This is a genomic window from Pseudomonas sp. p21, assembly GCF_001642705.1.
Lineage (GTDB): Bacteria > Pseudomonadota > Gammaproteobacteria > Pseudomonadales > Pseudomonadaceae > Aquipseudomonas.
The window spans coordinates 902649-916258 of record NZ_LWBV01000001.1 but is presented as its reverse complement, the minus strand read 5'-3'; the positions used below and the strand labels follow the sequence as shown (position 1 = coordinate 916258).

Genomic DNA, 13610 nt, shown 5'->3' with positions numbered 1-13610 from the left:
GCTCAGCTCCGTGCCGAATCAGCGACAATCGACGACAAACGCCGGAAAACCGTGAAATACATGACGATCGCGTACAACAGGTAATTGACTGCATAGGCCAGTGTGACCTTCTCGTACCCCCAGAGCTGCGTGAGGTATACCGTCAATGCGTACAGCGACAGGGTGGCGAGGATTTCCGTCACCAGGTACAGCCGCGTCAGGGCCTTGCCCAACATCAGGTAGGCCATCAGCCAGCTGGCGATCTTCAGGCTGTCGCCGACCATCTGCCAGGCGAACAGCTCGCGCATTGGCAGGAACGATTCGGAGAACAGCACCTGGATGATGAAGTCGCGCAGCAGGTAGATCACCAACCCGGCGAGAATGGTCATGGGCAGGATCAGCTTGTAGCCTTGCAAAATCTCCCGGCGCAGCTCGCCGGCATCTGCCAGTTCGGACAGACGCGGCAGGTAATACACCGCCAGGGTGGTGGTGATCAGCATCAGGTACGCCGAACTCAGGCGCCACATGGCTTCCCAGTAGCCGGCTTGCTCCCAGCCGAAGGTGTTGCCCAGGTAGTCCCGCAGGAACACATGGCAAACCGGCAGGGAGCAGGCCGTGACCACGGCCATCAGCGCGAACTTCGAGAGCCGGCCCAGGGCCTGCCGGTCCAGGCCACCAAAAAAGTCGGCCAGGTGGAACCAGGGTGTGCGCATGCAGATCAGCAAGGTGGCCACAAAGCTTAACGACTGGTACACGGCCAGGGCCACCAGCGCACCGTACAGCCCCAGCTGGATGGTCAGCGCACAGGTGACGACCAGCGAAATCAGGCTGCCGAGGATGTTGGCCAGCACATAGCGGGGCACATCCTTCTTGCCATTGAGCACCCCCAGCAACAACGAGTTGAAGGCAAAGAACACCAGGGTGGCGGCAAACCACAGCAGCACCGAAGCCAGCGATTCATCATTGAAGAACCAACTGGCCAAGGGTTTGCGCAGCACGATGATCAGCACCGCAAGCAGCAGCGAAACCAGTACCGACAATGTGCCGGCGGTTTTCCACACCTTGCGTTGCTCTTCGGGCTGTTCGGCAAACTCTGCCGTGTACTTGGTCACACCCGTGCTGACGGCACCGCTGGCCAGGGTGGTGAACATGGTCACCGCATTCTGCAACTGGCCGATGGCCGCATACCCGGCCGGCCCTACGTAAAGGGCCAGCACCTTGTTTAGGCCAAGCAAGGTGGCCATTTTTACCGCAACCGCTATGGCATTGAGCAGGCTAGTTCTGATCAGGGTCATACCTGGCACTCAAGGACGCGAAAAGCTGTTGCAGGCGTCAATGACGTGCTGGACTGAGGATGCAGTCAAGGTTGGATCCATGGGCAGGCTCAGCACCTGCTCATGCAGCCGCTCGGTCAGCGGCAGCGACAGGTCGGCCAGCTGCGGGTAGGCCTGCTGCCGGTGCGGCGGAATCGGGTAGTGCACCAGGGTCTGTACACCGTGCTGGGCCAGATGCTGCTGCAACTGTTCACGGCATTCGCTGCGCACCACGAACAGGTGCCAGGCATGCTGGCCGGCAACGCCCGGGTCAGGCAACTGGATGGCCGGGTTGTCGATGCCGGCCAGGTACTGCTGTGCAACCTGCTGGCGCAAGCGAGTTTCTTCGTCCAGGTACGGCAGCTTCACACTCAGCAGCGCAGCCTGCAGTTCGTCCAGGCGGCTGTTCACCCCTTGGTACATATTCATGTACTTCACGTGCGAGCCATAGTTGCGCAACGATTTCAGCGTCTCGGCCAGCGCATCGTCGTTGGTAGTGACCGCACCGGCGTCTCCCAGCGCCCCCAGGTTCTTGCCCGGGTAGAAGCTGAAGCCCGAGGCATCGCCCCAGGCACCCGCGCGACGCCCGTCCAGCTCGGCAGCGTGGGACTGGGCAGAGTCCTCCAGCACCAGCAGGCCATGCTGCCTGGCGAATGCGTTGATCGCAGGCATGTCGGCCAAGCGCCCGTACAGGTGCACCGGCATGATCACCCGGGTGCGCGGGGTCAGCGCTTGCGCCAGGTTGTGTGCGCCCAGGTTGAAGCTGGCCTCATCGGGCTCCACCAGCACCGGCACCAACTTGTTCTCGGTAATCGCGAGGATGGTGGCGATATAGGTGTTGGCAGGTACCAGCACCTCGTCGCCCTCGGCGATACGGCCCAGTTGTTTCCAGGCACGCAAGGTCAGTATCAGCGCGTCCAGGCCGTTGGCCACGCCAATGCAGTGCTTTACCCCACAGTAACGGGCGAACTGGGCTTCGAACTGCTTGAGCTTCTCGCCCATGATGTACCAGCCAGAGTCGATGACCTCGGTGCAGGCATCGATCAATGCCTGACGGTATTGCGCATTCACACCCTGCAGATCGAGAAACTTAACCATTGCGGTCTATCACCCTGATAATTTTTGCTGGATTGCCTACAACGACGGCATAAGGCGGGACGTTCTTGGTCACCACCGCCCCTGCCCCCACCATGGCGTACTCGCCTACGACAACGCCTGGCAGCAAGGTGGCATTGGCACCGATGCTGGCGCCGCGCTCCAGGGTAATGCCGTTGAACTGCTCCGGGTAAACCTTGGAACGCGGCATCGCGTCGTTGGTAAAGGTGGCATTGGGGCCGATGAACACGTCATCGGCAATGCGGGTACCGTCCCACAGGTAAACGCCAGACTTGACCGTGACGTTATCGCCCAGCACCACATCGCCTTCAATCAGGGTATGTGCGCAGATGTTGCAGTTACGCCCGATCTGCGCACCTTTCATGATCACGACAAACTGCCAGACCCGGGTGCCTTCGCCGATGGCGTCGCTTTTCACATCGGCCAGTTGATGAATGCTAGGCATCGCGCTTCAGCTCCGTGAAGGTGGTGTAGTCACGAATGTAGTCGGCCTCGTCGTAATGCGCGTCGGCCAGTACCAGCAGCACGCAATCCGGGCTGAAATCATGCATTTCATGCCAGACCATGGGCGGAATCAGGATGCCCTTGTTGAAGGCGTCCAGCCAATGGTCGGTGCGGGTGGTACCATCATCCATCAACATCCGGCAGCGCCCGGACACGCAGATGGCCAGCTGGTTGAGTTCCTTGTGGGCGTGGAAGCCTCGGGAAACCCCGGGCAGCGTCTCGGTCAGGTAATACACCCGCTGGATGGCGAACGGCACGTTGTCCAGGGCTTGCAGGGCCACCAACTGACCGCGATGATCACCCAGCACCTTGAACAGCTCGATCTGTGCCAGGGCACCTTCCTCGGCGACACTCAGGTGGTGCCGGAACGATGGGGCATGGTTGTCCTTTTCGCTGACGATGAGGCCATCGCGCATTGGCCAGTCGATTGCCAGGTCGGGGTCATCCCAGTGGATACTGCCTTCGGCTTCCTTGTTGTACACATCCGTGGTTTTGTACAGGAAGTGGGTGTCGTCCTCGAGGGCGATAAAACCGTGCGCAAACCCTTCGGGGATCCACAGCATGCGGTTGTTGCGCTCGCTCAGTTCCACCCCCACCCACTGCCCGAAGGTCGGGGAGCCCGGGCGGATATCGACGGCCACGTCATAGACCGCGCCACGCACCACCCGCACCAGCTTGCCCTGGGCGTGCGGTGCGCGCTGAAAATGCAGCCCGCGCAAGACGCCGCGGTGGGACATGGAATGGTTGTCCTGGACAAACGCACGGGGCTTGCTCAGGCCAAGCTCGAGCAATGCGCCATGAAAGCGGGTTTCATTGAAGGTTTCCGTGAACCACCCGCGATCATCCTCGTACACGGCGGGTTCCACTATGACTACATCGGGAATGTTCGTTTGAACAAGCTTCATCGGTAAACCTTTGGCATGATTTTTTGTCGGGGCCAGCCAGGCCAGCCCCCTTTATTACGGCAGTTTCACCGTTTGCACGGCAAATGTCTCGCGCTAAATGTGGCGTGCGCGCTGATGTTCATTGTCCGGATCAGGCCCGGCGTCTTTGCAAATTTTGCAAGGCATATCTGAGGGTTGCAACCAGGCAACCCAGGCCAAGACCAACAATCACACCCAGTGCAATGATCAAGTTGCGCCTGGGTTTAACCGGCGCGTCCGGTTGTTCTATCGTGCCGTCAAGTTGATAAACACTAAAACTGCGCTTCGCGGCTACGAGCCCTTGGTAAAACTGCTGTCTTGTTTGTAGGTCGCGGAGTTCAAGAATGAACGGATCTTCGCTTTTACGCTGCTGCAAATTACCAATTTCCGCAGCCAGTGCCTTGCTCCCGCGCATGTAAGTCAGCTCGCCGTCCATTTTTGACGACAACGCCTTGGAAACTTCACCGCTTATCAGCGGTGGATTTTCCAGGCCAATGGCAGTTGCAATGCGCAGCGCCTCTTGCAAGCGGGTGATCTTGTCTTCACGTTCCCGCTGACCGTTTTCCCGCAGGTTGTCGAGCTCCAGTTGCAGCGCGCTGGCGCGGACCTCGGCCTCCTTGGTCGCATCGTGCAACAACTCTGCCTTGGCGGCGGCGCTGGCCTTGTCGACATAGGCGGCAGCCCACTCGGACGCGACGGCAGGGTCACGACCGCGGAAGGCCACATAGGCCCGCGCCGGCTCACCTGCCAGTTGCACCACGTCAAAGGAGCCATTGAACGCAGCATACAATGCGCCTTGCGTACCCTGCCCCGGGGGCATGGAAGGCAAGTACACTTCCTTGAAGAACTGCCGGCGCAGGGTCTCACCGTTCAAATGTTCGACAAAGATATCAAAGACCTTCCGCGAGGTAAAAGGCTCGAGCCCGGTGTGGTTAGTGCGCCCATAGTTCAGGTCGGCAATATCGCTGGACGAAGGCGCCGCCAGAAAAACTTTCGCCTCATAAACCGGCTTGGCCAACAGCGCATAAGCCAGTGCAACCGCAGTGACAGCAATCGTCACCAGAAAGATGAGAAGCTTTTGCCGCCATACCCCCTCCAGAAACTCCAACAAGTCAACTTCTTCACTATTGCTACTGCGGTGCTCAACGTCATTGCGCATTTCTTGGGTTTTTCCTTGGGTCTGACTGTGTGCACGGTTTCTGGTATACCAAAACAACACGAGCGACTGCATGGAAACTGGCAAGACGCGCTCCCTCCCCAGTGTAGCGGCAATATGCCAATATCTAGCCCATCCAGCGTCGGGGTTAGCCGCAGTAGATAGACCCCACCTGGATTAGTTCCCGCCTGGCGTCGGCCAGCATGCATTGTCAGACCAAGGGTTCAGGGTATCGAAACCTCCAGGCAGGCACCCGCCTGCTCAGCCTGCTGGCGCAACGCCCCTTGCAGGGCCTTTTTTGCACCCATTTCGCCATGTACCAGCACCACCTTCGCGGGCTGCACCTGGCCGCCCAAGGCAAACCGCACCAGCCCCTGCTGGTCCGCATGCCCGGAATATCCCGGCAATGTCATGACCTTGGCCCGCAGCTCATGCATCTGCCCATCCAGGTCGATCTGCACAAACCCTTCCGCCCCTTCGCTGGCTTGTATCACCGCACCTGGCGTGCCCTTGGCCTGGTAACCGACAAACATCACCTCGTGCCGCGAGTCCCCCAGCATGGCCTTGAGGTAATTGACGATGCGCCCGCCCGAGCACATGCCATTGCCGGCAATGACGATCGCCGGCCGCCCGGTGCTCTTGAGATAATTGACCACTTGCTGGTGACGGGCATGGGTGTCCACGCTGATCAACTGACTGAAACCCAGCGGGTCGCGCCCTTCGGCAAGGCGTGCCTTGGCTTCGGCATTCCAGTAGTCGTGCAGCTCCCGGTACACACCGGTAATGCGCTGGGCCAGGGGTGAGTCAAGAATGATGGGCAGCTGCGACCAGTCGAGCGGATCGCCATCGGGGGCCGGGCCGGCTTTGTTCAGCAAGGCCTTGCGATGAAGAATGCCTTCGAGTTCGTACAGCAGTTCCTGGGTGCGGCCGAGGCTGAAGGCCGGAATGAGGAGTGTGCCCTGGTCGGCCAGGGCGCGATCGATGGCAGCTTCCAGACGCTGCTGACGGTCGCCTGCAGGCGGGTGCAGGCGGTCGCCGTAGGTGCTTTCCAGCACCAGCACATCGGCCCGTTCCGGGGAATGCACGGGGCGCAGCAAGGGGTTGCCACAGGCGCCCAGGTCACCGGAGAACACGTAGCGGGTGTTGGCTTGCTCGTGCTGCACGTCGCATTCGACATAGGCCGAACCCAGCAGGTGGCCGGCGCGTTGCAGGCGAATGCGGCAGGCAAGGCCAGGGTGCTCTACGAGGGTGTGCCACTGCTCGAAAGGCAGGGGCATGATCAGGTCGCGAATGAAATCGAGATACCTCGCCACATGGGCGGGCTCGCTGCTGATGCTCAGCTTGTAGGCGTCTTCCAGCACCAGTGGCAGCAGCCGGGCAGACGGCTCACTGCACAGGATGGGGCCACGGTAGCCAGCAGCCAGTAGCGCCGGGATGCGACCAACGTGGTCGAGATGCACATGAGTGATGACCAGGGCCTGAATGCCCTGCACCTCGAAACCCAGAGGCGCCGATGCTGCGCCTGGCGCTGCATCGGCGCCCTGCTCCAGACCGCAGTCGATCAGCAGGCTGCTGGACGGGCCGAGGTGCAGTTGATGGCAGGAGCCGGTGACGCCGCGGGTACCACCGTGATGGGAAAGGACGGGAAAATCCATGCTGCGCACACTCGCCTGGGCCGAAAATGAAGTGCGTTATTACTCCATGACGGCCGGTGCAGGCATAGGTGAGACTTTCCCAAACAGGTGTAGGAAATGTCCTTAGTTACCGCTCAGTGCTGCCTGGCGGGCAGAAGCCCTGATCTTGCGCTTGCTGCGCTGCACGCCGTAGGCCCCCAACAACGGCCCGACTGCCAGGCCAATGACCAGGGCGGCCAGGACCAGCACGGCGACCGGCATGGCCGGGGCTGCCCAACCGAACAGGACCAACGAGACGGTTTGCTGGTTCTCCAGCACGAAGAACAGCACCACAGCCGCCAACAGCAGCACGAACACCGCCGCCAGGGCGCGCTTGAGGTTACGCATCAGATTGCTCCTTGTGGAATCAGGTATGGACCTCATCATGCTCGTCTTCATTGACCCGGTCGCGCAGCTCTTTGCCAGGCTTGAAGTGCGGCACGAACTTGCCTTCGAGGCTCACCGACTGGCCGGTCTTCGGGTTACGGCCTACGCGAGGGGCGCGATAGTGCAGCGAGAAGCTGCCAAAACCGCGGATCTCGATGCGATCGCCAGTGGCAAGGCATTGTGACATCTGCTCAAGCATGGTCTTGATGGCCAGCTCCACGTCCTTGGACGAGAGCAGCCCCTGATGGGTGACAATACGTTCGATCAGCTCCGACTTCGTCATATTTTTCCCTTCGTTATCAAGCAGCTAGATCATTGCTTAACCAGTTTGTAGCACGCTGGGAGGGATTTGAACAGGGTGGTTCTTGACTTAATAAAAAAATTCAAGATTGAAGTTTTACAGGAATGGTCTAGCCGGCGGGGATGGGCAGGCCCGGCCTCATCGCTGGGCAGCACATGCCTTGGAGGCTATGCACGCCTATGTGGGAGCAACTGTCTTGCTCAATTTCTAAAAGCTGGCGCGCCCCCTGTGGGAGCGGGCGTGCCCGCGAACACGGGCGAAGCCCGTGCCATCCACCGCACCGCCTGCTTCGCGGCGGTTCGACGCATCGACGCGCCCGCTCCCACAGGGTATCGCGCCAGTTGCTCGAGAGCTGGGTACACCGTTACCCCGTGCGCCTATGCCAATTGCTGCCGGGAGTCCGCTCGGGAAAAGCGCTTTCGCATCGCCAGGGCTGGCTTCTCTACCAGCTCCCACGACACATACCCGGCCAACCAGGACGCCGGCACGGCAGCCAACATCAACCAATATGGCCCGGCCCATGGCATCGCACCCGCCAACACTTGCTGGATCGGAAATGCATACAGGTAGATGCCGTACGAGTAATCCTGCACCCACGAAGGCAGCTTCACCTGCGGGCAGTAAGCAAAGTACAACGTGCCGTAAAGCGTCAGGATGGCACAGGTGAACACCTCAAAGCGCCCACCCTTGCTCAGCAGGAACAGCCCAGCACAGGCAAGCAGCAACCACCACCGATGCGGGATCACCGCCCGGCACGAATAGAACGCTGAACCCGCCAGGAAGCACACCACCAACTTGAACGGATACTCCCCATAAGCCGGATGCAGGGTATGCAGCCCCAGCGCAATCACCAGCGCCGCCAGCGTCAGCCCTGCCATTGGCCATCGACAAACCCTGGCCACCAGCACCAACACCCCCAGCACCAGGTACATGCGCATTTCCAGCGGAATGGTCCACAAGCTGCCATTGACCGATACCCCATGGAAGCGCGGGGTAAAGCTCACCCCGGGCAGCACGAACTGGGCGTCCTTGAATATCAATAGCGGGCTATAGACGTACTTGTAAACCTGGCCTTTCGCCAAATACTCGGCAAGCGGCAACGAGGTAACCACAGGCCCCAGCACAAAGGCCATGAGCAACAGGCACACCAGCAAACCAGGCAAGATCCTCAGCGCACGCGCCAGGTAGAAATCCCGGGCATCATTCCTCTCACCACTGGCAGCGATCAAAAAACCGCTAACCATGAAGAACACTTCAACGCCCAGGCTGTGAACCGGCACCGGCATACCCAGCAGCAGCGCCGGGTCGGTACAACTCAGGCACTCCAGGTAGGACAGAGCAAAGGAATGCCCAACCACCACAGCGGTTGCCGCCAGCAACCTGATAATCAGGAAATTGTTATCACGCCCGCGACCTTTCATGACGTCGCCAAACATCAACATCATCCACACTCCTTGAAATGACCCATTTCCGACATAAAAAAAGGGCGACCCGAGGGTCGCCCTTTTTTACCGATCAAACAGAACTCAGTTCTGCTTGGCCATTGCTTCGCGCAGCAGCGCAGCCATGGTGGTGTCGGCAGCAGCTTCCGGAGCGTTTTTCAGGCTCTGGATGGCTTCGCGCTCTTCAGCATCGTCCTTCGACTTGATGGACAGGCTGATAACGCGGGACTTGCGGTCAACGCTGATGATCTTGGCTTCGATCTCTTCGCCTTCCTTCAGGACGTTACGCGCGTCTTCAACGCGGTCACGGCTGATTTCGGAAGCTTTCAGAGTAGCTTCGATGTCGTCGGCCAGAGTGACGATGGCGCCTTTGGCGTCAACTTCTTTCACGATGCCCTTGACGATAGCGCCCTTGTCATTGACAGCAACGAAGTTGGAGAACGGATCGTCTTCCAGCTGCTTGATGCCCAGGGAGATGCGCTCGCGCTCTGGGTCGACCGACAGGATGACGGTTTCCAGCTCGTCGCCCTTCTTGAAACGACGTACGGCTTCTTCGCCGGTTTCGTTCCAGGAGATGTCGGACAGGTGAACCAGGCCGTCGATGCCGCCGTCCAGACCGATGAAGATACCGAAGTCGGTGATCGACTTGATGGTACCGGTGATCTTGTCACCCTTGTTGAACTGGCCGGAGAAGTCTTCCCATGGGTTGGACTTGCACTGCTTGATGCCCAGGGAGATACGACGACGCTCTTCGTCGATGTCCAGAACCATGACTTCCACTTCGTCGCCAACCTGAACGACTTTCGACGGGTGGATGTTCTTGTTGGTCCAGTCCATTTCGGAAACGTGTACCAGACCTTCAACGCCTTCTTCCAGCTCAGCGAAGCAGCCGTAGTCGGTCAGGTTGGTAACGCGAGCTTGTACGCGAGTACCTTCTGGGTAGCGGGCAGTGATAGCTACCCACGGATCTTCGCCCATCTGCTTCAGACCCAGCGAAACGCGGTTGCGCTCGCGGTCGAACTTCAGAACGCGTACGTCGACTTCGTCGCCAACGTTAACGATTTCCGATGGGTGCTTGATGCGCTTCCAGGCCATGTCGGTGATGTGCAGCAGGCCGTCGATACCGCCCAGGTCCACGAAGGCGCCGTAGTCGGTGAGGTTCTTGACGATACCTTTGACTTGTTGGCCTTCCTGCAGGGTTTCCAGCAGGGCTTCGCGCTCGGCGCTGTTCTCGGCTTCCAGCACGCTGCGACGGGAAACGACAACGTTGTTGCGCTTCTGGTCCAGCTTGATGACCTTGAATTCCAGCTCTTTGCCTTCCAGGTGGGTGGTGTCGCGCACAGGGCGGACATCAACCAGGGAGCCCGGCAGGAACGCACGGATGCCGTTAACGTCGACAGTGAAGCCGCCCTTAACCTTACCGTTGATAACGCCCTTGACCACTTCTTCGGCGGCGAAAGCTGCTTCCAGAACAATCCAGCACTCGGCGCGCTTGGCTTTTTCACGGGACAGTTTGGTTTCGCCAAAGCCGTCTTCGACCGCGTCCAGCGCAACGTGAACTTCGTCACCGACCTTGATGGTCAGCTCGCCAGCTTCGTTGTAGAACTGCTCGAGCGGGATGACGCCCTCGGACTTCAGGCCAGCGTGTACGGTAACCCAGTCGCCGTCGATGTCGACAACGATACCGGTGATGATGGCACCCGGCTGAAGATTGAGGGTTTTCAGGCTTTCTTCAAAGAGTTCTGCAAAGCTTTCGCTCATTTTAATTCCTGTAGATTCGGGCGAAACAGACGCCCATCGCCACATTCCAGACAATGTGGGTTTGTTTTAAGTAAAGGAAAGCCGGCAGGACGTTGACTGGTGCCCCTGCCTGCTCTCCTGGCTATCAGAGAAGGTCGCGCAGCGCGATCTCGCTCCTGATACGTTGCAACACCTGCTCGATGGACAACTCGGTAGAGTCCAACTGAATGGCGTCGGCCGCTGGCTTCAGCGGGGCCACTGCACGTTGGGTGTCGCGCTCATCACGCGCACGAATCTCATCCAGCAGACTCGACAGACTAACATCTTCACCCTTGTCCTTCAACTGCAGGTAGCGGCGACGCGCGCGCTCCTCCGCGCTGGCGGTGAGGAAGACTTTCAACGGCGCGTCCGGGAACACCACGGTGCCCATGTCGCGGCCGTCGGCGATCAGGCCCGGAGCCTCGCGGAATTCGCGCTGACGCACCAGCAGCGCATCCCGCACGGCCGGCAGCGAGGCAACCATCGATGCACCGGCGCCGACGGTTTCGGTGCGGATGACGTTGCTGACGTCCTCACCCTCAAGGATGATTTGTTGCAGCTTACCGGGCTCGGCGGCGATGAACTGCACATCCAGATGGGCGGCAAGCTTGGTCAGCAACTCTTCGTTGGTCAGGTCGACACCGTGGTTGCTGGCGTTGAACGCCAGCAACCGGTACAGCGCACCGGAGTCCAGCAGCTTCCAGCCCAGCTCGCGAGCCAGCAGCCCGGCGACCGTGCCCTTGCCCGAGCCGCTTGGCCCGTCGATGGTGATGACCGGCGCCAGGGCACTCACGACTTGCCCTCTTCCGCCACGCGGATGCCCACTTCGGCGCACAGTGCCAGGAAGTTGGGGAACGAGGTGGCGACGTTGGCGCAGTCGTGAATGCGGATCGGCGCGCTGGCGCGCAGCGAGGCAACGCTGAAGGCCATGGCGATACGGTGGTCGCCGTGGCCGTGCACTTCGCCGCCGCCGAGCTGGCCGCCGTCGATGATGATGCCGTCCGGGGTCGGCTCGCACTTGATGCCCAGGGTGATCAGGCCGTCGGCCATGACCTGAATGCGGTCGGATTCCTTCACCCGGAGTTCTTCGGCACCACGCAGCACGGTACGCCCTTCGGCGCACGCAGCGGCGACGAACAGCACCGGGAATTCGTCGATGGCCAGTGGCACCAGTTCTTCAGGGATATCGATACCCTTCAGTTTGGCACCGCGCACACGCAGGTCGGCCACTGGCTCGCCGCCGACTTCACGCTGGTTTTCCAGGGTGATGTCGCCACCCATCAGGCGCAGGATGTCGATCACGCCGGTGCGGGTCGGGTTGATGCCAACGTGTTCCAGCACCAGCTCGGAGCCTTCGGCAATGGACGCTGCCACCAGGAAGAACGCTGCCGAGGAAATGTCGGCCGGCACTTCGATACGGGTGGCAGTGAGCTTGCCGCCGGACTGCAGCGAGGCTACCGGGCCATTGCTCTCGACGCTGTAGCCGAAGCCGCGCAGCATGCGCTCGGTGTGGTCACGGGTGGGTGCAGGCTCGGTGACGGTGGTTTTGCCTTCGGCGTACAGGCCGGCCAGCAGCAGGCAGGATTTGACCTGGGCACTGGCCATCGGCAGGGTGTAGGTCAGCGCCTTGAGCTTGTGGCCACCGCGGATGGTCAGCGGCGGGCGGCCGTCCGGCCCGGTCTCGACCACGGCACCCATTTCGCGCAGCGGGTTGGCCACACGGTTCATCGGGCGCTTGGACAGCGAAGCGTCGCCGGTCATGGTCACGTCGAACGGCTGGCCGGCCAGCAGGCCCGACAGCAGACGCATCGAGGTACCCGAGTTACCCACATACAGCGGCCCGGGTGGCGGCTTGAGGCCGTGCAGGCCAACGCCGTGAATGGTCACACGACCATGGTTGGGCCCTTCGATGACCACACCCATGTCACGGAATGCCTGCAGGGTCGCCAGCGCGTCCTCACCCTCGAGGAAGCCTTCGACCTCGGTGGTGCCTTCGGCCAGCGAGCCGAGCATGATCGAGCGGTGGGAAATCGACTTGTCGCCCGGTACGCGGATTCGCCCGGACAGGCGGCCACCCGGTTGGGCCAGGAAAATCAGATCGTTGGCGTTCATAGCGTCCACATAGGCCCGTCGGGCCAGGATTTTACTGAAATGCTCGCGGGCAACGCGTGCGCGGGTGAATACACCCAGCAGCTGGTGCCCGTCCCCTTCAGCGATCGCGTCGCGCAAGGCGTCGAGATCACTGCGATATGTATCAAGCGTGCGCAGGACAGCGTCGCGGTTGGCGAGGAAGATGTCGTGCCACATGGTCGGGTCGCTGCCGGCGATTCTCGTGAAATCGCGGAAGCCTCCCGCAGCGTACCGGAAGATCTCGAGGTTTTCATTGCGCTTGGCCAGTGAATCCACCAGGCCGAAGGCCAGCAAGTGCGGCAGGTGGCTGGTGGCAGCCAGCACTTCGTCGTGGCGCTCGACCGACATGTGCTCCACATCGGCGTCCAGCGCGCGCCACAGGCGGTCGACCAGGGCCAAAGCAGCCGGGTCGGTTTCGGCCAACGGCGTGAGAATGACCTTGTGCCGGCGGAACAGGGCGGCATTGGAGGCCTCTACCCCGCTCTGCTCGGAGCCGGCGATGGGGTGGCCGGGGACGAAGCGGGGCAGGCGCTCACCGCTCTCGTTTACAAAAACAGCACGCGCCTCACGCACGACATTGCCCTTGGCGCTACCAACGTCGGTGATGATGGCATCGCCAAGGTCAAGCCTGGCCAAGCGGGCCAGGACTTTTTCCATGGCCAGGATCGGCACGGCCAACTGGATGACATCGGCACCGACACAGGCGGCGGCAAGGTCTTCCTCGCAGCGGTCGACCACACCCAGGGCCACGGCCTGCTTGCGCGAGGGGGCATCCAGATCGACACCGACCACTTCGCGGCACAGGCCGCTTTCACGCAGCCCCTTGGCGAACGAGCCACCGATCAGGCCGAGACCGACCACGACCAGGCGGTTGATGATTGGCGCGGGTTTGGTTGTTACTGCTTTT

Annotated in this window: 12 protein-coding genes and 1 pseudogene; all 13 read right to left on the bottom strand. The window is 60.8% G+C overall.

Annotated elements, in window-relative coordinates; genetic code table 11:
* Positions 1 to 2 precede the first annotated feature (2 nt).
* Positions 3 to 1274: an O-antigen translocase gene (locus tag A4C63_RS04295; protein ID WP_063911627.1), complete on the bottom strand. Its 1272-nt coding sequence runs from the start codon at positions 1272 to 1274 to the stop codon at positions 3 to 5.
* Positions 1275 to 1283: 9 nt separating this feature from the next.
* The gene (locus A4C63_RS04290; RefSeq protein ID WP_063911626.1) at positions 1284 to 2390 is read right to left on the bottom strand and encodes a DegT/DnrJ/EryC1/StrS aminotransferase family protein; all 1107 of its coding nucleotides are present in this window, start codon (positions 2388 to 2390) and stop codon (positions 1284 to 1286) included.
* Positions 2383 to 2853, bottom strand: coding sequence for an acyltransferase (locus A4C63_RS04285; RefSeq protein WP_063911625.1), 471 nt, complete (start codon positions 2851 to 2853; stop codon positions 2383 to 2385). The genes A4C63_RS04290 and A4C63_RS04285 overlap by 8 nt, the downstream gene beginning before the upstream one ends.
* Positions 2846 to 3220, bottom strand: a complete 375-nt coding sequence (locus tag A4C63_RS26695) for an FdtA/QdtA family cupin domain-containing protein (RefSeq protein ID WP_256202897.1) — start codon at positions 3218 to 3220, stop codon at positions 2846 to 2848. Before A4C63_RS26695 ends, A4C63_RS04285 begins: the two co-directional genes overlap by 8 nt.
* Before the next feature lie 66 nt (positions 3221 to 3286).
* Positions 3287 to 3817 (bottom strand): annotated as a pseudogene (rfbC, locus tag A4C63_RS26690) (dTDP-4-dehydrorhamnose 3,5-epimerase); the annotation flags it as partial.
* Between the two features lie 130 nt (positions 3818 to 3947).
* A complete protein-coding gene (locus A4C63_RS04275) occupies positions 3948 to 4994 on the bottom strand; it encodes an LPS O-antigen chain length determinant protein WzzB (RefSeq protein WP_063911623.1) in 1047 nt (348 codons plus the stop codon).
* Positions 4995 to 5215: 221 nt separating this feature from the next.
* Positions 5216 to 6646, bottom strand: a complete 1431-nt coding sequence (locus A4C63_RS04270; RefSeq protein WP_063911622.1) for an MBL fold metallo-hydrolase RNA specificity domain-containing protein — start codon at positions 6644 to 6646, stop codon at positions 5216 to 5218.
* Positions 6647 to 6748: 102 nt separating this feature from the next.
* Positions 6749 to 7012 carry a lipopolysaccharide assembly protein LapA domain-containing protein gene (locus tag A4C63_RS04265; protein WP_016715026.1) on the bottom strand — a complete coding sequence of 88 codons (264 nt, stop codon included), beginning with the start codon at positions 7010 to 7012 and terminating at the stop codon, positions 6749 to 6751.
* A 19-nt stretch (positions 7013 to 7031) separates the two neighbouring features.
* A complete protein-coding gene (gene ihfB, locus A4C63_RS04260; protein ID WP_016715025.1) occupies positions 7032 to 7334 on the bottom strand; it encodes an integration host factor subunit beta in 303 nt (100 codons plus the stop codon).
* A gap of 395 nt (positions 7335 to 7729) precedes the next feature.
* Complete coding sequence (locus A4C63_RS04255; protein ID WP_172827472.1) at positions 7730 to 8797, bottom strand: acyltransferase; 1068 nt, start codon at positions 8795 to 8797, stop codon at positions 7730 to 7732.
* 81 nt (positions 8798 to 8878) lie between these two features.
* Positions 8879 to 10555 carry a 30S ribosomal protein S1 gene (gene rpsA / locus A4C63_RS04250; RefSeq protein WP_003252673.1) on the bottom strand — a complete coding sequence of 559 codons (1677 nt, stop codon included), beginning with the start codon at positions 10553 to 10555 and terminating at the stop codon, positions 8879 to 8881.
* A 124-nt stretch (positions 10556 to 10679) separates the two neighbouring features.
* Positions 10680 to 11366 (bottom strand): (d)CMP kinase, encoded by a 687-nt coding sequence (gene cmk, locus A4C63_RS04245; protein WP_063911621.1) that lies wholly within the window; start codon positions 11364 to 11366, stop codon positions 10680 to 10682.
* Positions 11363 to 13582: a bifunctional prephenate dehydrogenase/3-phosphoshikimate 1-carboxyvinyltransferase gene (locus A4C63_RS04240; RefSeq protein ID WP_063911757.1), complete on the bottom strand. Its 2220-nt coding sequence runs from the start codon at positions 13580 to 13582 to the stop codon at positions 11363 to 11365. The genes cmk and A4C63_RS04240 overlap by 4 nt, the downstream gene beginning before the upstream one ends.
* Positions 13583 to 13610 lie beyond the last annotated feature (28 nt).